This is a genomic window from Niveispirillum sp. CC-CTL257 (assembly GCF_059489915.1).
Window position 1 is genome coordinate 238,539 of sequence record NZ_JCAJXE010000001.1, and the last position, 19,281, is coordinate 257,819.

At 63.6% G+C, this 19,281-nt stretch carries 17 protein-coding genes and 1 other RNA gene; 9 read left to right on the top strand and 9 right to left on the bottom strand.

Features of this window, described 5'->3' with window-relative positions:
- Window positions 1–10: 10 nt before the first annotated feature.
- A complete protein-coding gene (gene phoB, locus ABC729_RS01140) occupies window positions 11–718 on the top strand; it encodes a phosphate regulon transcriptional regulator PhoB (RefSeq protein WP_054165806.1) in 708 nt (235 codons plus the stop codon).
- A gap of 55 nt (window positions 719–773) precedes the next feature.
- Here the strand turns inward: phoB and ABC729_RS01145 are convergent, their stop codons facing one another.
- The 6 genes from ABC729_RS01145 to ABC729_RS01170 form a co-directional block, all read right to left on the bottom strand.
- Window positions 774–2,141 carry a pyridoxal-phosphate dependent enzyme gene (locus tag ABC729_RS01145; protein ID WP_495605843.1) on the bottom strand — a complete coding sequence of 456 codons (1,368 nt, stop codon included), beginning with the start codon at window positions 2,139–2,141 and terminating at the stop codon, window positions 774–776.
- 80 nt (window positions 2,142–2,221) lie between these two features.
- Window positions 2,222–2,863 carry an elongation factor P hydroxylase gene (locus ABC729_RS01150; RefSeq protein WP_495605844.1) on the bottom strand — a complete coding sequence of 214 codons (642 nt, stop codon included), beginning with the start codon at window positions 2,861–2,863 and terminating at the stop codon, window positions 2,222–2,224.
- A gap of 88 nt (window positions 2,864–2,951) precedes the next feature.
- Entirely contained in the window at window positions 2,952–3,563 is a 612-nt protein-coding gene (locus ABC729_RS01155; RefSeq protein ID WP_495605845.1) for a TetR/AcrR family transcriptional regulator, read from the bottom strand.
- Window positions 3,536–4,030, bottom strand: a complete 495-nt coding sequence (locus tag ABC729_RS01160) for a PaaI family thioesterase (RefSeq protein ID WP_495605846.1) — start codon at window positions 4,028–4,030, stop codon at window positions 3,536–3,538. Before ABC729_RS01160 ends, ABC729_RS01155 begins: the two co-directional genes overlap by 28 nt.
- Window positions 4,031–4,182: 152 nt before the next feature.
- On the bottom strand, window positions 4,183–4,854 hold the full coding sequence (locus ABC729_RS01165) for an aspartyl/asparaginyl beta-hydroxylase domain-containing protein (RefSeq protein WP_495605847.1): 672 nt from the start codon (window positions 4,852–4,854) through the stop codon (window positions 4,183–4,185).
- Window positions 4,855–4,858: 4 nt separating this feature from the next.
- Window positions 4,859–5,365, bottom strand: coding sequence for a dihydrofolate reductase (locus ABC729_RS01170; protein WP_495605848.1), 507 nt, complete (start codon window positions 5,363–5,365; stop codon window positions 4,859–4,861).
- 101 nt (window positions 5,366–5,466) lie between these two features.
- On the opposite strand from ABC729_RS01170, the gene thyA reads away from it, so the two are divergent.
- From thyA to ABC729_RS01205, 7 genes are all read left to right on the top strand, one after another.
- Window positions 5,467–6,363 (top strand): thymidylate synthase, encoded by an 897-nt coding sequence (gene thyA / locus ABC729_RS01175; RefSeq protein WP_495605849.1) that lies wholly within the window; start codon window positions 5,467–5,469, stop codon window positions 6,361–6,363.
- A 101-nt stretch (window positions 6,364–6,464) separates the two neighbouring features.
- The gene (gene ggt, locus ABC729_RS01180) at window positions 6,465–8,192 is read left to right on the top strand and encodes a gamma-glutamyltransferase (RefSeq protein WP_495605850.1); all 1,728 of its coding nucleotides are present in this window, start codon (window positions 6,465–6,467) and stop codon (window positions 8,190–8,192) included.
- A gap of 132 nt (window positions 8,193–8,324) precedes the next feature.
- Window positions 8,325–8,678, top strand: a transfer-messenger RNA (tmRNA) gene (gene ssrA, locus ABC729_RS01185).
- Between the two features lie 371 nt (window positions 8,679–9,049).
- Window positions 9,050–9,553 (top strand): SspB family protein, encoded by a 504-nt coding sequence (locus ABC729_RS01190; RefSeq protein WP_495605851.1) that lies wholly within the window; start codon window positions 9,050–9,052, stop codon window positions 9,551–9,553.
- 9 nt (window positions 9,554–9,562) lie between these two features.
- Window positions 9,563–9,916, top strand: coding sequence for a TfoX/Sxy family protein (locus tag ABC729_RS01195; protein WP_495605852.1), 354 nt, complete (start codon window positions 9,563–9,565; stop codon window positions 9,914–9,916).
- Between the two features lie 107 nt (window positions 9,917–10,023).
- On the top strand, window positions 10,024–10,770 hold the full coding sequence (locus tag ABC729_RS01200; protein ID WP_495605853.1) for an enoyl-CoA hydratase-related protein: 747 nt from the start codon (window positions 10,024–10,026) through the stop codon (window positions 10,768–10,770).
- Window positions 10,771–10,881: 111 nt separating this feature from the next.
- Window positions 10,882–11,751, top strand: coding sequence for a MipA/OmpV family protein (locus ABC729_RS01205; protein ID WP_495605854.1), 870 nt, complete (start codon window positions 10,882–10,884; stop codon window positions 11,749–11,751).
- A 314-nt stretch (window positions 11,752–12,065) separates the two neighbouring features.
- Here the strand turns inward: ABC729_RS01205 and ABC729_RS01210 are convergent, their stop codons facing one another.
- From ABC729_RS01210 to ABC729_RS01220, 3 genes are all read right to left on the bottom strand, one after another.
- Window positions 12,066–12,596, bottom strand: coding sequence for a GNAT family N-acetyltransferase (locus ABC729_RS01210; RefSeq protein ID WP_495605855.1), 531 nt, complete (start codon window positions 12,594–12,596; stop codon window positions 12,066–12,068).
- Complete coding sequence (locus tag ABC729_RS01215; protein ID WP_495605856.1) at window positions 12,593–13,057, bottom strand: hypothetical protein; 465 nt, start codon at window positions 13,055–13,057, stop codon at window positions 12,593–12,595. The genes ABC729_RS01210 and ABC729_RS01215 overlap by 4 nt, the downstream gene beginning before the upstream one ends.
- An 87-nt stretch (window positions 13,058–13,144) precedes the next feature.
- Window positions 13,145–14,179 carry an NrtR DNA-binding winged helix domain-containing protein gene (locus tag ABC729_RS01220; RefSeq protein WP_495605857.1) on the bottom strand — a complete coding sequence of 345 codons (1,035 nt, stop codon included), beginning with the start codon at window positions 14,177–14,179 and terminating at the stop codon, window positions 13,145–13,147.
- Window positions 14,180–14,433: 254 nt separating this feature from the next.
- Between ABC729_RS01220 and ABC729_RS01225 the strand changes: the two genes are divergently transcribed.
- Window positions 14,434–19,278 (top strand): NAD-glutamate dehydrogenase, encoded by a 4,845-nt coding sequence (locus tag ABC729_RS01225; RefSeq protein WP_495605858.1) that lies wholly within the window; start codon window positions 14,434–14,436, stop codon window positions 19,276–19,278.
- Window positions 19,279–19,281: the final 3 nt, after the last annotated feature.

The following is a 19,281-nucleotide window of genomic DNA, read 5'->3' on the forward strand; positions in this document are numbered from 1 at the left end:
AGGGACCCCGATGAACGCCGCCTTGAAGCCGCTGATCCTGGTTGTTGAAGACGAGGCCGATCTCGTCACGCTGCTGTCCTACAATCTGGAACGCGAAGGGTTCCGGGTCATCACCGCCGGTGACGGGGAAGAAGCCCTGCTGCTGGCCGATGAGCGCAGCCCGCATCTGATCCTGCTGGACTGGATGCTGCCGCTGATGAGCGGGCTGGAGGTCTGCCGCCAGTTGCGCCGCAATCCCAAGACCCGCGAGACGCCCGTCATCATGCTGACGGCGCGCGGGGAAGAGGCGGACAAGGTCCGTGGACTGAACAGCGGGGCGGATGATTACCTGTCCAAGCCGTTCAGCCCCACCGAACTGGTGGCCCGCATCCGCGCTGTCCTGCGCCGCGCCTCGCCGGGTCTGGCCGAAGAATTGCTGCGCTTCTCCGACATCTCCATGGATTTGGCGGCCCACCGGGTGCGCCGGGGCGGTCGCGATATCCATCTAGGGCCGAAAGAATTCGCCCTGCTGCGCCATTTCATGCAGCATCCAGGGCGCGTTTTCTCCCGCGAGCAGCTGCTGGATATCGTCTGGGGCCACGATGTCTATGTCGAGCTGCGCACCGTTGACGTCCACATCCGCCGTCTGCGCAAGGCCCTGAACGAGACGGAAGAACAGGATGTGATCCGCACCGTCCGCTCGGCGGGCTATGCGTTGGATAACAAGACGACGATGTGATGTGAAAAGGGCCGCCTGATAGGGCGGCCCTTCTGGTATGGGAGCGACCCCGCTTTCACCCCAACTGCCGGCGCAGATGGTTCAGCACGTCGGTGCGGGTCAACAGGCCCAGGAACACGGGGCCATCCATGATGATGGCCACCATGTTGCGGTTGAACAGGGCGCGCAGGTCGGCCATGGTCGCGGTCACGGGCAGGGTTTCCAGCCGGTTGACCATGGCGGTATAGACCTTGTCGCGGAAGCGGGCCGGGTCCTTTTCGACATGCAGCAGCAGGTCGCTTTCATCCAGGATGCCGATTACCCGCTCGCCCTCCATGACGGGCAACTGTGACACGTCGGAGATGCGCATCCGCTTGTAGGCGGTCAGCAGCGTATCCTCCGGCCCCACGGTGACCACTTGGCCCTTGTCGAAACGGCGGGTCATCAGGTCGCGCAGGTCATTGTGGCGTTCACGCGGGGTGAAGCCGTGATCTTCCATCCAGGCGTCATTGAACATCTTCGACAGGTACTTGTTGCCCGTGTCGCAGACGAAGGTGATGACCTTCTTGGGCGTCGTCTGTGCCCGGCAATATTTCAGCGCCGCCGCGAACAGCGTGCCCGATGAGGACCCGGCCAGGATGCCCTCCAGCCGCAGCAGATCGCGTGCGGCAGTCAGGCTTTCGGTGTCGCTGACATAATAGGCGGCCTTGGCGTACTGGAGGTCGCAGATGGGGGGTACGAAATCCTCGCCCACGCCTTCAACGACCCAGGAACCCGGCTCGTCATGCGTGCCCTTGTTCACAAGGTCAGCGATGATGGAGCCAACCGGGTCGGCGATGACCATGGCGGTCTTGGGGCTGGCCTTCGCGAAGAAGGCACCCAGGCCCGTGAAGGTGCCGCCAGAGCCGATGCCGGCCACCACCGCGTCGATATCGCCATCCATCTGGCGCAGCATTTCCGGGCCGGTCCATTCCTCGTGCGCGCGGGGATTGGCCGGATTGGCGAACTGGTTCACATAGAAGCTGCCGGGGATTTCATTCGACAGGCGCTCGGCAATATCCTGGTAATAGGCGGGGTGACCCTTGCCCACATCCGACCGCGTGATGTGGATTTGAGCGCCCAGGGCACGCAGATTGTTGATCTTCTCGGTGGCCATCTTGTCCGGGATGACCAGGATCAGGCGGTAACCCTTGGCGGCGCAGACCAGGGCCAGACCCAGGCCGGTATTGCCGGCCGTCGCCTCGATAACGGTACCGCCGGGGGCCAGCTTGCCCTCTGCCTCCGCCGCCTCGATCATCTTCAGCGCGATACGGTCCTTGATGGAGCCGCCGGGATTCTGGTTTTCCAGCTTCAGATACAGCTCGCACGGACCGGTATCGAAACGGGTGACGCGGACGATCGGGGTGTTGCCGATCATGGACAGGATGGCGGGTGCGCCGGACATGTTTCCCCCTGGGGCAAATGGTTTTGCCTTCAGGGAACCGCATCCTCAAACCACCCGCAAGGGGGTGTGAAATAACGAAATCAAGCTGCGGCGCGGGCGCGATCCACGCACGATTCCGGCGGAATTGGCCGCCCATCCGCACTGATCAATCCCGCCTGGAAAAGGGCTTCGACATTGTCGGCCAGATTCTCGGCACAGGATGGCCGTTCCCAACCCTCCAGCCAGTTCTGTTCCAGGAAGGCAAGGATGGCGGGCTGGCTCAGTTCCACCTCCCACAGGATGCCCAGGAGCGATGCCAGGGCCTCCTCCCGGATCTGCTCTTCCTTGCCCACCGCGATGGCGCTATTCGCCTCCTCCACGCGGCCGGATTCGGGACCGGCCCCCAGACCGAAATCGATCAGGGACCGGCGCGCGGGCGGGGCGACCAGCCAGTGCGCCACCTCATGGATCAGGACGTAGGCTTCTGACCGGGTGCGGATGGCTTGGCCGTCATAGGAGAAGGCGGCCTGCGGCTCCTCATCGATCACGCCGATCCCGAAGGCGCGGGCCAGATCGACGGCGGCATCCCGATGTGACGGCGTGTCCACGCCCAGCGCGATCAGGTCGCGGGTGGCCGCGATGCGCGCCAGCACCTTGGCCGTCCGGCTTTCGGGGGCCAAGTGGCTGGCGACGGTGGCCAGGGCGTCCGGCAGGACGTGATCGGGGATGGTGGTGAGCTGCATGGGATGCAGAAGATAGCCAGTGGCCCGCCAGCGTGAAGTGCGAAACCTGCGTTGCCGGATATCACGCGACGCAGGGGTGGCGGGCGCATCATTGCGCCAGCAAAGCAAGGATATAGGCCTTGGCCGCCGCCGCATCCCGCGCGCGCAATGCGCCACGCCGCCACAGGTCGCACAGCCCATGCACCTCCCCCCAGGCGCGCATGACACGGTCGCGGATCGCGATGGAAAAGCCGGGTGGGTCATTCACGTGGCGAAACGCCTTGGCCGCCAGCTTCGTGACTTTCGCGACCGACGGGGCCAGCGCCGGGTGGGTCAGGTAGTCCTGCCCCGGAATGCCATACATCAGGGCGTAGAGGCCGGGCCGGTCCAGCGCGAAATCGATATAGGCATGGTAAAGCGGGCCGGGGCGGGGTTGCCCGCCATCGGCATCGAATCCCGTCTGAATGGCCGCGGCCATCCCATCGAAGCCATGCGCCGCCAGTGCCAGGGTCAGTTCGTACTTGTCCGTGAAATGGCGGTAAAGGGCGCGGTGATTGACGCCGACAGCCGCCGCCACGGCCCGGAAGGACAGGGCATCCGGCCCGTCAGCCTCCACCATGCCCAGGGCGGCGGACAGGGACGCTGCCCGCAGGTCGCCATGGTGGAAGCTGTCGCGGCGGACCGGTTCGGCGATCAGGGCCGCTTGGGACTGACGTACCATTCCACCACCATCTTCGACACGGGCTGTCCGGCGGCGTCGGTGATCTCCACCTCCACGGGGAACCGCACCTTGCCTTCCGTCTCCAGCTCCGCCCGCAGTTCAGCACCCGACCGGCCCGTGCGGGCAACCGCACGCAGATCGCCCTTGGCCAGGGTCAGGAACTGGATCGTCGCCTGCGCCGCCACCGGGCGGACATTCATCAGGACAGGGGCCATGGCCCCGGCCATCGCCCCGCCGCTGGCCGTTTCGGCAAGCGTGAAGATGACGCCGGCATGGGGCGTGCCCAGATGGTTCTTCACCTCCGCCCGGTCGGTCACCCGCGCCTCAGCGGTGCCATCGCCAAGCGTCACCAGATCGATGCCGCAATGGCGCACGAAGGGCAGGGAACCCGCCATCTGCTGGCGGATCATGTCATAGACCATCTTGGGCCTCACCTTGAACACGAGTGGAAGGATGATTTTCAGCATTGCAAAGTCTCCGATGGAGACATTTGTCAAAAACGAACGATCGGTCAAGTGTGAAAATGACCGGTGTGTGTGTCAGCTATCGGTTGGTTGTTGGGTCCGAGCCGGCCAGAGCAGCAGGCAGGGCAGCCCGTCGGCGATTGCGTGACCGCGCATCAGGATGCCTGCGCGAAGCGCCAATCGCGCCACAGGTTCACGGCTTGACCCGACAGGGATGCACGCTTCCCGGCTTCCGCCGTGAGGGGGGCGGGGAAGCGGGCACGAACCTGTTCCGTTGAGGGATAGTCCAGCGCAATCACCAGACGTTCACGGTCGCTGTCATTCTCCACCTGATGCGGAATGGCGAAATCGCCCGTCCACAGGGTGCCTGCGGGGAAAGCCACTTTCTCATGTCCAATCCAGGTGAAGGCGGCGGGATCAGCCTCCACCGTCAGCAACAGCCGGCAAAGCGGCAGGTGCAGGGCCTGCGGATCGAAATGCCAGGGCAGGAGGCCGCGTGGCGGCTGGCGCAGGATATGTGCCCCATGAGGTGGTCTGCCCAGTACCTGGAAAATCTTCTCCAGCAGCGGCAGATGGGCCAGCGGGGGGGCTGGCGTGCCGGCAGGTAAGCTGCCATCACCATCGGGTAGCGGCATGCTCATCAGGGTGATGGCGGTCCAGTCGCCGCCCGTGTCGCCATAGCGTCCGCGGTCGCTGTCGGGCGTTCTGTCAATAGCGGCGCGCGTCTGCCGCTGCAAGGCGGTCACATCGACCGAAATGTCGGAGGCCGCAGCCAGCAACAGGCCGGACCCGACCGTGACCTCCTGCCAGGGCAGCAGCGCCGTCATCGCATCACCGCCGATGGAACAGCATGACGCGGAAGGCCGGCTGATCCGGCCCCTTGGCCATCTGCATGCCCAGTTCTTCGCCCAGGAAGGCCGTGCGGTCGAATGCCGGGAAATGGGTGTCGCCCACGGGACTGGCCGCGATCTCTGTCAGGAAAACGCGGTCGGCCAGGGGCAATGCTGCGGCGTAAATCTGCGCCCCGCCGATCACCATCACCTCATTCCCGTCGGCCTCTTCGGCCAGGCGCTTACCCGTGGCGATGGCGGTTTCCAGGTCATGGACAACAATCGCGCCCTCGGCCACGAAATCGCGGTTGCCGGTGATCACGATGTGCGGCCGGCCGGGCAGGGGCTTTGACCCGAAACTCTCCCAGGTCTTGCGGCCCATGATCATGGGCTTGCCCATGGTCACCTGCTTGAAGAAGCGTAGATCGTTGGGCAGCTTCCAGGGCATGCGGCCCTCATGACCGATAACCCCATTGCGGGCGACGGCGGCGATCACGGAAAGGAACAAGGCGGAGGTCTCCAGGCGGGCGGTAGGCAGTGACAATAGCCGCCCGGCGGGCTAATGAACAACCACTTGCAGCATGATGGGCCAAGTGGAGCCGACGGTCGATGCGCCATCCCGAACAGCAATATCTGGATCTGATGGAAGACATCCTGGCCCGTGGCGATGCCCGCGTGGACCGGACGGGTGTGGGCACCAAGTCCTTGTTCGGCGCCATGATGCGGTTCGACCTGTCGGACGGGACCGTGCCCATCCTGACCACCAAGCGTGTTTATTGGAAAATGGCGGTCAAGGAGATGCTGTGGTTCCTGACCGGCGGCACCAATATCCAGCCGTTGCTGAAGGAAAAGGTCACCATCTGGACCGACTGGCCGCTCGCCACCTATCGCTGCGAAACGGGCGAACAGATCAGCCAGAAGGATTTTGAGCAGCGGATCGTGGAGGATGACGCGTTCGCCGCCCGCTGGGGTGAGCTGGGGCCGGTCTATGGCAAGCAATGGCGGCGCTGGCTGGGCCCCGACGGGCGGGAACATGACCAGATTGCGGCCCTGATCAAGGGCTTGCGCGAAACACCCGCCAGCCGCCGCCTGCTGTTCCATGCCTGGAACGTGCCGGAACTGGGCGGCATGGCCCTGCCGCCCTGCCACATGGTCTATCAGTACCATGTCACCAGCGATGGCCGCCTGAACGGGCTGATGTATCAGCGTAGCTGCGACGTGCTGCTGGGCCTGCCCTTCAACCTGACCGGTGCCGCGGTCTTGCAGGCCATGCTGGCGCAGCAGGCGGGCTTGCGTCTGGGTGAGTTTGTGTGGATGGGCGGGGATGTGCATCTCTACCTCAACCATCTGGACGCCGCCCGTGAGCAGCTTTCCCGCAGCCCCCGCCCCCTGCCGCGCCTGACGCTGTCCCGCCGTGCCGACAGCATCGACGGCTACCGGATCGAGGATTTCGTGGTTGAAGGCTATGACCCGCACCCGCCGATCAAGGCGGATGTGGCGGTATGAGCGGCACCCTGCCCAGAAAATAATCAATATTTTACAGTAGGATGACAGTGGTTTTCATGGGAAGCTGACGCCCTGTTCTGACCCGTCGGAGAGAACCCGCGATGATCCGTCTGCGTTCGCTTGCCCTGTCGCTTTGTCTGGCCACAGCATTGACGGCCATACCGGCCACGGGGGCCTGGGCGCAGAAGGAAAGTGCCACGGTGACGGCGCTGCCCGTGGGCAAGGCCATGGTGTCGTCGGCGGACCCGCGCGCCACCGATGCTGGCCGTGAAATCCTGCGCCAGGGTGGATCGGCGGCGGATGCGGCGGCGGCCCTGATGTTGGCCCTGACGGTGGTGGAGCCGGAATCGTCGGGCATCGGCGGGGGCGGTTTCATGCTGTACCACCCCGCCGGGTCCAAGCACACGTTCAGCTATGATGGGCGGGAGGAGGCACCATCGGCGGCCAAACCCGACCGCTTCATGAAGAACGGCCAGGAAATGGATTATGAGCTGGCGCGGGCCGGCGGCCTGTCGGTGGGTGTGCCGGGCAATATCCGACTTATTGAACTGGCCCATGCCCGCCACGGCAAGCTGCCCTGGAAGGCCTTGTTCCAGCCGGCGATCAAGCTGGCGCGCGACGGGTTTGTCGTCACCCCGCGCATGGTGGCCTTTCTAACGGAACAAAAGCCGCTGCTGTCCGTGTCAAGGGAAGCGCAGGAACTCTATTATCAGCCGGACGGGTCGCCTAAACCGGTGGGCTCGGTGATCAGGAACCCCAAACTGGCCGATCTCCTGACCCTGGTGGCGGAGAAGGGGGCGGATGCCTTCTACAAGGGGCCGGCGGCAGAGCGGTTGCGCGCGGCGGTCGGCAGCGCGCCTCGCAACCCAAGCGTCATTACCGCCGAGGATATGGTGAATTACCGGGCGATCCCACGTGATCCGGTCTGCGGGACCTACCGGGTCTACACGGTGTGCGGCATGGGGCCGCCCTCGTCCGGCGGTATCGCGGTTCTGACCATCCTGAAACAGATGGAGGGGTTCGACATTCCCGCCATGGGGCCGAACAGCCTGGAGGCTTGGCACATCCTGGGCGAATCGATGCGTCTGGCCTATGCCGACCGGGCCAAATGGTTGGGTGATCCAGACCATGTGAAGGTGCCGGTCGAAGGCCTGACCGACCCCGCCTATATCAAAGACCGGGCCAAGCTGATCGACCCGAAAAAGGCCATGCCCAAGGCCCCGGCGGGCAACCCGAAGGATGCGCCGCGCGTGTCGGATATCCCCGACAATGAAATCCCCGGCACCACCCATTTCTCGGTCGCCGATGAATGGGGCAATGTTGCCTCCATGACCTCCACCATTGAGGATATCTATGGCTCCGGCATCATCGTTGATGGCTATGTACTGAATAATGAGCTGACGGATTTCAATTTCGTGCCCGATGTGGATGGTGTCCCCACCGCCAACCGGGTGGAGCCGGGCAAGCGGCCGCGCAGTTCCATGTCGCCTACCATTGTCTATGACCAGAACGGTCAGGCTGTGCTGGCCATCGGCGCTGCCGGCGGACCGACCATCATTGCCCAGGTCGCCAAGGCCATCGTTGGCGTTCTGGACTGGAAGCTGGATGTGCAATCGGCCCTGGCCCTGCCCACCTTCATGGGTAGCGGGGAGACGATCCGCATCGAGGCCGGAACCAATGTCGGTGGCATGGCGGACAAGCTGCGCGCCATGGGCCATGAGGTCGTGGTCGATGATTTCGGCGGCAAGCTGAACGGCATCGACAAGATGACGGGCCAATGGCGCGGTGGTGCAGACCCCAGGTCGAACGGGACGGCGGGGGCACCGTAATATCCTGTTCCCTCAAGCACCGGGCGCCGCCATCCGGCGGCTTGGCTTGCGCGACCACGTGGTCGCGGGCGCTCAACGCGCCAACCGAGGATGGATGTATCCATCCTCGGCAAAGGGTGGGGCATCAACATCCCCCTTTAAACCCGCACGCCAATCGCCTATATCAAGCCTGTCGGGTTCGCCCGACTATGGGGATAAACGCGGTGTGGAATAGACGTTGCGGACCCGGGGGCGGTACCCGGCGCCTCCACCATTCACTTCCGGTCTGACGGCCAGGGGTTCATGGGGGCGAAACAGGATCGACGCGCGTAATAAAGGCATAGTCTTCCCTCGGCATGATACCGCCGTTATCGGGTCAAACCTCATAGATGCCAACGATAACTCGGCGTCTGACCTTCGCATGGCTGCCTAATTCCCCCTAAAGGGCGTTAGTCAGTTTGCTTAAGTCGCAGCCCGGGGGGAGCTGGGCAACAGAATCCCCCCACCTTATCTTTGTTCCCTCAAGCGCCGGGCGGCGGCATCCGCCGCCTTGGGCTTCACGCGACCACGTGGTCGCGGGCGCTCAGCGCGCCAGCCAAGCTGTGCTTGGCATTTTCGTTGTCCCCTCAGACGCCGGGCGGACGCATCCGCGTCCTTGGGCTTCACGCGACCATGGGGTCGCGGGCGCTCAACGCGCAAGCCCAGCTGCGCTTGGTGGGCTGTTCTGGCACCTGCTAAGCCCCCATTCCCGCATAGCTGCATGCGGGAACTCAGACATTTGCGCCCAACGCTTGATTATCCGTCCGTAATAGGCTTGTCTGGGCCGGATGGGGGACGGATTTTTCCGTCGTGTTCGTTGTCAGGGGTTCGCTTAACCGATGTCCGAGGAAATGCTCCGCTATGACCGCATGGTCGAGGCCGCCAAGCGCGGCGTCGTCAGACAGGCCCTGCGTGAGGTTCTGAACCGGGGCGGGCAGCTGCCGGGCGAACATCATTTCTATGTCACCTTCCGCACCGATGCCGAAGGGGTGGATATCCCCGACTATCTCCGCGCCAAATACCCGACGGAGATGACCATCGTCCTTCAGTACCAGTTCTACGACCTGACGGTGGAGAATGATAAGTTCGCCGTCACTCTGTCGTTCGGCGGTGTGCTGCGCCGGCTGGTCGTGCCCTATATCACCATCATCACCTTCGCCGACCCGTCGGTGAACTTCGTCCTGCAGTTCCAGCCTGATGATATGCCGGACCTGCTGGTGGATGAGGAGGAGATGGAGGAAGGGGGGACGGAGCCGGTGGCCGCCGACGATGAACCTGCCGGTGAAGACGCACCCAAGCCGACCGGCACCGTCGTCGCCCTGGACGCCTTCCGCAAGAAATAAGGCCCGCACATGGCCCCGCGTCGCCCGCCCCCGTTCGTCACCCATGTTCTGGAGTTGATGCAACCGCTGGGGCCGGTGGTGGCGCGGTCCATGTTCGGTGGCTGGGGCCTGTCGCTGGACGGGCTGACCTTTGCCCTGATCGCGGGCGAGGAACTGTATCTGAAGACCGACGCGCAGAACCGCCCCGCCTATGAGGCGCTGGGCCTGCCTGCCTTTGCGCCCTATGAGGACCAGCCGGAGCGGACGATGAATTATCATCGCCCGCCGGCGGACGCGCTGGAGGATGCGGACAGCCTGATGGTCTGGGTCCGTCCGGCGTTTGAGGTCGCGGTGCGCGCGCCGCGCAAGCCGAAGAAGAAATAGCGGTCTCAGCCACCTTTCCGCACGGTCGTGCGCTTTCCGGCTTGACGGGGCATGCCGGTTCGGGCGTCCTGTGCCCAACCATAATTCCAGGCGAGGGAGCGCCCGAAATGACCGAGCATGTGCTGGTGAATGACGCCGATGGCGTGCGCACGATCACCCTGAACCGCGCCGACAAGCGCAACGCCCTGACTGCCGCCATGTATGCGGCGATGGCCGATGCGTTGAAAAGCGCGCCCGAGGCCGGCATCCGCGCCGTCCTGTTCCAGGGTGCGGGCGGATTCTTTACCGGCGGCAATGATATTGGTGATTTCCTGGCCAATCCGCCCGCCAATGACGAGGCGCCGGTGTTCCAGTTCCTGTTCGCCATCGCCACCACGCCGCTGCCCCTGGTCGCGGCAGTGGAGGGCATGGCGGTGGGCGTGGGCACCACCATGTTGCTGCATTGCGATCTGGTCTATGCCTCGCCCGACGCGCGGCTGCATGTGCCCTTCGTCGATCTGGGCCTAGTGCCGGAGGCGGCCAGTTCCATCCTGATGCCGCGCACCATGGGCCATGCCCAGGCGGCCCGCATGCTGATGCTGGGTGAACCGCTGGGGGCCGACGAAGCGCTGGCGACCGGCATCCTGTCAGGTATCGTGCCCGCCGCGGATTTGGCCGCCACGGCCCTTGCCAAGGCCAAAGCCCTGGCCGCCAAGCCCGTGGGCGCCATGCGCCAGACCAAGGCCCTGATGCGCCCCAATCAGGCAGAGGTGCTGGCCACCATGAAGAAGGAAGGTCAGATTTTCGGGGCCTGCCTGCGCTCCCCCGAAGCCATGGCGGCTTTCCAGGCCTTCATGATGAAGGGGAAGAAGTAGGGATCGGAGTGGGCGGGGCGGCATTTTGTGTAGCCCCTTGGTGGATGTGGCGGCGGGACCGGCGATGGGGTAGAGCTATGCCGCCCTGCAACATGACCGGTCCCCCCTCCCATGATCCGCCGCCTTGCCGCCCTTGCTACCACCCTGCTGGCCCTGTCCAGCCCCGCCGCCGCGCAGTCGGCCCTGTTCGGGATGGAGACGACGGACGAAACCGCCCCCCTGTGGGAAGGCAGCATCCTGGCCGCCGGTGGCTATGTCGCGCATTATCCGGCGGCGTCAGAAGGGCAGTTCAAGGCGCTGCCCGTGCCGTTCCTGATCTATCGCGGTGACAATCTGCGCATTGGCGACAATGGCTTCATCCGCGCACGCCAGGAAATGGCGGGCGGGCGGTTTGAGCTGGATATCGGCCTGGACGGGTCCTTTGATGTCGACAGCAAGGATAACAAGGCCCGCCAGGGCATGCCCGACCTGGACCTGCTGATCGAAGCGGGGCCTAAGGCCACCTGGCACTTCATGCCCAAGCATGCGGATGTGCAGGTCGATCTGGGTGTGGAGGTGCGCGCTGTCATCGCCACCCGCCTGATCGGGTTCGACTATGAAGGTATCAGCGTCAATCCGGAATTGAGCTGGTCCGACCGCTCCCTGGGTGGGACCAAGCTGCGCGGCTATGCCTCCATCGGGCCGGTCTTCGGCTTTGACGGGGTGAATGATTATTTCTACGGCGTCGATGCCGCCTATGCCACGGCCACGCGCCGCGCTTACAAGGCCGATGACGGCTATATCGGCACCAAGACCACGCTGGGTCTGGCCTATCCGATCAATGACCGGCTGCTGGTGTTTGGTGCGGCCCAGGTCGGCTATTACGGCGGCTCCGCGAACGAGGATAGCCCGCTGTTCCGCGACAAGACCAATGTCAGCGTCGGTGCCGGTGTGCGCTGGTCCTTCTGGCAGTCGGACGCCCGCGTGCCGGTGGTGCGCTGATCCTGCTGCCCATTTGGGCGGCAGTGCTGCCTGATTGGGCAGATTCCGGGTCGTGGGATTGTTGGGAAGCGTTGTCAGACGCCGTTTTTACACTTGGCACGCGATTCGCAAAGTAGGTAACGCACATGCACGGGGATATTGGGTAACCCCACCGGTTGGCGACAGGCGGTCGGCATGATGTTGAAATTGGGGTCCCTTCACGGGGATCTGGCTGGGGATCGACGCCCGGCAGTGGGGTGACCTGCTGCCGGGCGTTGTTTGTTTGGGGGTGGCCTCCCTCCATTCGTCATCCCGGCTTCCGCCGGGATGACGGTTTAGGTGGCTCTGACCCGATAAAACACATGCCGGCGCAGGGGGTGGCCTTCCGGCAGGCGTGGATGATCGAAATCCATCGCCGGTTCGTGGCGCAGGCCGATCCGTTCCATGACGGCGCGGGATGCACTGTTGTGGGGCACGGTGAAGGACACGATCTCGTCCAGCCCCGCCGGGCCGAACCCATGGGCCAGGGCGGCCCTCGCCGCCTCCGTTGCGTAACCCTTGCCTTGAAAGGCCGACGACAGGCGCCAGCCGATCTCCACGGCGGGCAGGAACCTCGCATCGAACGTGACAGGCATCAGGCCCGCCATCCCGATCAACCGGCCCGACGCCTTTTCCACCACGGCCCAGTAGCAGAAGCCATGTTCGGCCTGAAATCCCTGCTGCCGTTTTATGCTGGCCGCGTTCATCTCCCGCGTGAAGGGACCGGCCAGCCATTGATAGACGGCGGGGTCATCATTGATGGCCGTCAGGGCGTCCAGGTCGCTGTCGAGCCAGGGGCGCAAGAGCAGGCGCTCGGTTTCGATCATCTTTTTGGGGGCATTCCCGTGTTTGGTTCTGCGCATGCTTTGGCAAGAGCTTTCTCCAATGCTCTTTTTGTAGCATTTACCAAAACGATATTTGGTGTTTCCAGAAGTGTAATGCTTTCGGTGTCCATATAAATCATAAGTCGATATGGATTCTTGAATGATTGGCCAACTTTGTAAACCATATAAATAATAAATATCAAAACAAGAATAAATATGGGGCCGAAAATGGGGATAAATACTGATAAAATAAATACAATTTCAGAGAACTTAATCCCAAATGACATAAAAATTGAAAAAATCACTGTCAATAAAATAAAAACAAAAACTAAAAACGGGAAGGAGGACTCTTGTTCTATTTTTACATTATTTATTTCCAACAGGTCAATTTTTTTATCAGATAACTCCAAATTCCCATCAACTATTTTGAAGTATTTCTGTTCGATTTCGCTGATCCCGTTCATGCCAACTCCAATAGCGCGCGAACTGATAGCCGATAAGATTGCCGAGACGATACGGAGATGCAAGTAGAAGAAAATGTCAGTTGGCTTTCAATCCACCATCCGCACCTGCGGCAGCCCGATGCCCGCCGCCACCCGTTCGCGCAGCACGTCGCGGCGGAAGCGGTGCAGTTCGGCGGGGCGGCCGCCCGTATGGGCCTCCTGCGATCCGGTCGCTTCCACCAGCCCCCCCGCCAGGACCAGCCGGCGGAAATTCTGTTTGTGAAGCTGCACGCCCGACAGCGCCTCCACCGTCCGCTGCAACCGGAACAGGGTGAATTGCTGGGGCAAAAGGTCAAAGACAAGCGGGCGGTATTTCAGCTTGCCGCGCAACCGGCCCAGTGCCACGGCCAGGATTCGGCGGTTATCCTGGGCCATGGGTGTGCCCATCTGGGCCGCCAGATCGGGTTCGTTCAGGTGGCCATTGTCCAGGGTCAGGCCCAGACGCTGGCGGATGGCGCGGTCGCGCAGTGCCTCTTCCACAAGACCGGCGCTGTAGAGCAGCTCATACCGTTCCAGCACCCGTTCAGTGTCCCACAACTCCTCCTCAGCGAAGGTGGTGGAGACACGTTCGGCGCGGGCCGCCGCAATGGCACTGTCGGGGGCCGCCGCGATCCAGCGCGACAGGGCCGGCATGATTGTGCGGGTCAGCAGGGCGGGGCGGCCATCGCGCCAGTCTTCCCAGGGGAAGTAATCGTACCAATCGTGCCATTCGGCGGCCCCGCTGCCCGACAGCGGCGCCTCCCGCACCAGCGCCATATAGCCGACGGAGACGACGCGGGCCCCGCCCTCCAACTCACGCGGATCACGATACTTGTCCCCAAACGTATAAAGCTGTTCGACATAGCGCAGCGGCAGGCCCGTCTGCTCCTCCACCCAGCGGCGCAAACCCTGTTCCAGGGTACGGTCGCGGTCGGCGGTGAAGGGACCAAAGGGCAGGGCGTCCTGGCCCGCCGTCGCGTCCCGCTGTTCCGGCGTGGCGAGGTTGTGCGTCATGCGCCGCACCACCAGCACGCGCGGCACCTCATCCGTCACGGCGACGATGACGGCGGTCAGGCCCAGCACTGTCGAGTCGGGCACGGGCACGGGTCGCTTGCTCCCTCTCTGGCGGACGGGTTTGGACGGTCGGATTCGAAAAGAAAGCCGTAGTCGCTTGTAAAGCAATGGAATGCCGTATGCCAGCCCGTCGGCGGCATAAGCGTACCGGAACGCCGAACTGTCACCTGACCCCCTTTCTGACGACGCATAAAAGGAGCAAGGTGTTGCCCGCAAACCGTGCCGGGGCAAATCCAGCCACAAATCCGCCCCGACAAGATGCGGTCCATTGCGGGAGAAACACCATGGCGTTCAAGCTCGAACAGCGTAAGTCCGAGCTGCTGGATCAGGTTGTCGCCAAGCTGCGCAGCCGGTTGTCCAAGGATAAGGCCGGCCTGGCCGAAGCGTTCGTCCGGGCCTTCTATCGCAACGTGTCGCCCGACGACATGCTGCGCTCCACCGCCGATGAGCTGTATGGCGCGGCCATCGCCATCATGCAGTTCGGGGGCATGCGCAAGCGCGGCGACGCGCTGGTCCGCGTCCTGAACCCGCGCGTCGATAGCGACGGCTGGCACGCCCACCATACGGTGGTGGAAATCGTCAATGACGACATGCCCTTCCTGGTGGACAGCGTTTCCGCCGAACTGAACCGCCGGGGCCTGACGGTCCATCTGGTGGTGCATCCCGTGATCAAGGTCAGCCGTGATGCTGACGGCCGCCTGACTGCCATCTGGCAGAATGGCGAGGCACCCGCCGACGCCATCGCGGAATCGGTGATGCATATCGAGGTCGATCAGATCACCGGCAGCGATGAGTTGGACGCGATCCGCGCCGGCATCGCCGCCGTGCTGGCCGATGTCCGCGCCTCGGTCACCGATTTCCATGCCATGCGCGCCCGTCTGGCCGACACCATCAACGGCCAATATGGCCCGGTGGCGGCGGAGGAGCGGGAGGAGGGTCTGGCCTTCCTGCGCTGGATGGATGAAGACCATTTCATCTTCCTTGGCATCCGCGAATACCGCCTGGGCAAGGATAATGGCGAGGAGACGCTGGATATCCAGACCGGTGCCGGCCTGGGCCTGCTGCGCGATGACGAGGTCAGCGTCTTTGATGGTCTGCGCTATTTCTCCACCCTGCCGCCGGAGGTGAAGGCGTTCGTTCGTCACCCCCGTTTCATGATGGTGACCAAGGCCAACAAGGACAGCACGGTCCATCGCCGCGCCCCGCTGGACGCCGTCATGGTCAAGCTGTTCAACGAGGCGGGGGAGGAGATTGGCGAGCGGCTGTTCGTCGGCCTGTTCACCAGCACCGCCTATAACCGCTCATCGCGCGATATCCCGTTCCTGCGCCAGAAGGTGAACCGCGTCATTGAGCGGTCGGGCTTTGACGGGCGCGGCCATGATGGCAAGGCGCTGGTCCATATTCTGGAAACCTATCCGCGTGACGAGCTGTTCCAGATCGGCGATGACGAGCTGTTCGACATTGCCATGGGCGTGCTGCATTTGCAGGAGCGGCAACGCGTCGCCCTGTTTGTGCGCAAGGACCCGTTCGAACGTTTCGTTTCCGCATTGATCCATGTTCCGCGCGATCGTTACGATACCGATCTGCGTAAGCGCCTGCAGACCCTGATCGAGAAGGCCTATGACGGCACCTCGACCCAGGTGAATGTGTCGCTGTCGGAAAGCGTGCTGGCCCGTGTCCATCTGATCGTGCAGACCAATCCCGGCAAGGTGCCGGATGTGGATGTGGGTGAGCTGGAAAGCCAGCTGATCGAGGCGTCGCGCGGCTGGCGCGACCGCTTCACCCAGGCGCTGGTGGAAGAAAAGGGCGAGGCCGCCGGTCTGGCCCTGGCCCGCAAATATAGCGGCACCCTGCCGGCATCGTACCAGGAGGCCTATACGCCGGACGAAGCGGTGGTCGATCTGGCCCGGATCGAACATATCATCGCCCATGGCGGCATCGCCCTGAACCTGCACCGCCCCGTGGAGGCGGACGCCCATCAGCTGTTCTTCAAGGTCTATCAGACCGGCGGGCCGGTGGAACTGTCCAAGGTGCTGCCCATGCTGGAGCATCTGGGCCTGCGCATCCTGGCTGAAGGCGGCCCGTTCGAGGTGGAACTGCCCGGCGATACGCCCAATATCTTCATGCAGGATTTCGACATGCGCACTGCCGATGGTCGCGCCGTCGAACTGGACCGGGTGAAGGCGGCGTTCGAGGATGCGTTCCAGCGCGTCTGGACCGGGGAGGCACAGTCGGACGGGTTCAACCGTCTGGTGCTGCTGTCCGGCATGGACTGGCGCGAAGTCACGGTCTTCCGTGCCTATGCCAAGTATCTGAAACAGGCCAAGTTCGATTTCACCCAGGAATATATCGAGAATACGCTCTCGACCCATTCCAAGATCGCCCGCCTGCTGCTGGACCTGTTCCGGTTCAGCCATGATCCGGCGATCCTGGCCAAACTGGGCCGGGATGAGGTGGATACCAAGCGCAAGGGCCTGATCCTGGAGATCGACCACGCGCTGGACGCCGTCACCAACCTGGATGAAGACCGCATCCTGCGTCGGATGCTGAACATCATCCGCGCCACGCTGCGCACCAATTTCTTCCAGAAGGGGGCGGATGGAAAGCCAAAGAGCTATATCAGCTTCAAGCTGGACAGTGGCTCCATCGACGATCTGCCCCTGCCGCGCCCGTGGCGGGAGATTTGGGTCTACAGCCCGCGCGTGGAGGCCATCCATCTGCGTGGCGGCAAGGTGGCCCGTGGCGGTATCCGCTGGTCCGACCGCAAGGAGGACTTCCGCACCGAGATCCTGGGCCTGATCAAGGCGCAGATCGTCAAGAATGCCGTGATCGTGCCGGTGGGCAGCAAGGGCGGCTTCATCGTGAAGAACCCCGTGCCGGCCAGTGCGGGCCGTGAGGCCGTGATGGCCGAGGTCATCGAATGCTATAAGACGATGATGCGCGGGTTGCTGGACATTACCGACAACCTGAAGAACGGTGTGGTCATCCCGCCCGCCGATGTGGTCCGTCTGGACAGTGACGACCCCTATCTGGTGGTCGCCGCCGATAAGGGCACGGCGACCTTCAGCGACATCGCCAATGGCGTGTCGCGTGAGTACGGCTTCTGGCTGGACGACGCCTTCGCCTCTGGTGGCTCTGCCGGTTACGACCATAAGGGCATGGGCATCACCGCGCGCGGCGCGTGGGAGGCGGTGAAACGCCATTTCCGCGAACTGGGCAAGGATATCCAGAACGAGGATTTCACCACCGTCGGCGTGGGCGACATGTCGGGCGACGTGTTCGGCAATGGCATGCTGCTGTCCAAGCATATCCGCCTGATTGCCGCCTTCGACCATCGCCATATCTTCGTCGATCCCAACCCGGATGCGGCCAGCAGCTGGACGGAGCGTAAGCGCTTGTTCGATCTGCCGCGTTCATCCTGGGCCGATTACGACACGACGAAGCTGTCGTCCGGTGGCGGCATCTTTGACCGTGGGGCGAAGTCCCTCACCTTGTCGCCGGAGATCCGTCAGGCCCTGGAAATCCAGAACGAGCGGGTGACGCCGACGGAACTGATGCGCGCGGTTTTGCGTGCCAAGGTGGAGCTGCTGTGGCTGGGCGGTATCGGGACCTATGTGAAGTCCAGCGACGAGAGCAACGCCGATGCCGGTGACAAGGCCAATGATCCCATCCGCCTGAATGGCCGCGAGCTGCGGGCCAAGGTGGTGGGCGAGGGCGCCAATCTGGGCTTTACCCAGCGTGGTCGTATCGAGGCCGCACAGGCCGGTGTCTCGATCAATACCGACGCCATCGATAACTCTGCGGGCGTGGATACGTCCGACCATGAGGTGAATATCAAGATCCTGCTGCGCGACGTCATGGATGGCGGCGGCATGACGCGTGAACAGCGCGACGTGCTTCTGGCCCAGATGACGGATGAGGTGGCGGAACTGGTCCTGGCCGACAATTACAAGCAGACCCAGGCATTGACCATCGCCCAGGCCATTTCGGTGGAAACGCTGGAGGATCAGGCCCGGTTCGCCCGCACCATGGAAAAGGCCGGCAAACTGTCCCGCGCCATCGAGTTCCTGCCCGATGACGAGGAAATCGCCGCCCGCGCCAATGCCAAGCGCGGCCTGACAAGGCCGGAAACAGCGGTGCTGCTGGCCTATGCCAAGATCGATCTCTATGACCGGCTGCTGGCATCCGACCTGCCGGAGGATAAGACGGTCGAACGCGATCTGATGCGGTACTTCCCCAAGGCCTTGCAGGAGCGGTTCCCCGACGCGGTGGCCCGCCATCAGTTGCGGCGTGAGATCATCTGCACCGCCGTCACCAACGGCATGGTCAACCGCGTTGGCCCGACCTTCACCTGGGAAATGGTGGAACAGACGGGCCGTAGCGAGGGCGATGTCGCCCGCGCCTATCTGATCGTGCGCGACGCCTTCGGCCTGCGCCGGCTGTGGGACGCGGTGGAGGCGCTGGACACCAAGGTGCCGGCGGCCGTGCAGACCGCCATGATGCTCTATACAGGCCGCCTGATGCGCCGGGCCGTGCCCTGGGTCCTGGCCCATGGCAGCTACCCGCTGGATATCGCCGCTGAAGTGGCGCGTCTGGCCCCGGTGGTGGAGGAGCTGACGGGTCACTTGCCCGATATCCTGTCGCCGTCGGCCCTGAAATGGCTGGCGGAGACGGCTGGCAACTGGTCCAAGGACGGGGTGCCGGGCGATCTGGCCCGCCGCGTCTCGGCCCTGCCGCTGCTGGCGGCCAGCACCGACATTGCGGAAATCGCCGTGGAGGCCAACCGCGATCCGTCGGATGTGGCCAGCCTTTATTTCGACTTGGGCGACCGCCTGGGCCTGGAATATCTGCGGGCCCGTACCGTGGAGGTGAAGGCTGACAACCACTGGCAGCGCCAGGCGGTGGCGGCCTCGCTGGATGACCTGTTTAACTTGCAGGCCCGCCTGACGGCGCGCGTGCTGGTGCAGGTCCAGGGCGGGGGTGACCCGTTCGACGCCTGGGCGGCCCAGCGTCAGGGTCCGCTGGAGCGGATCAACAGCCTGCTGGCCGACCTGCGCGGGGTCGCGGCGCTGGACATCGCCATGCTGGCGGTGGCGGGGCGGCAGCTCCGCGGGTTACTGGCGGGGTAAGTA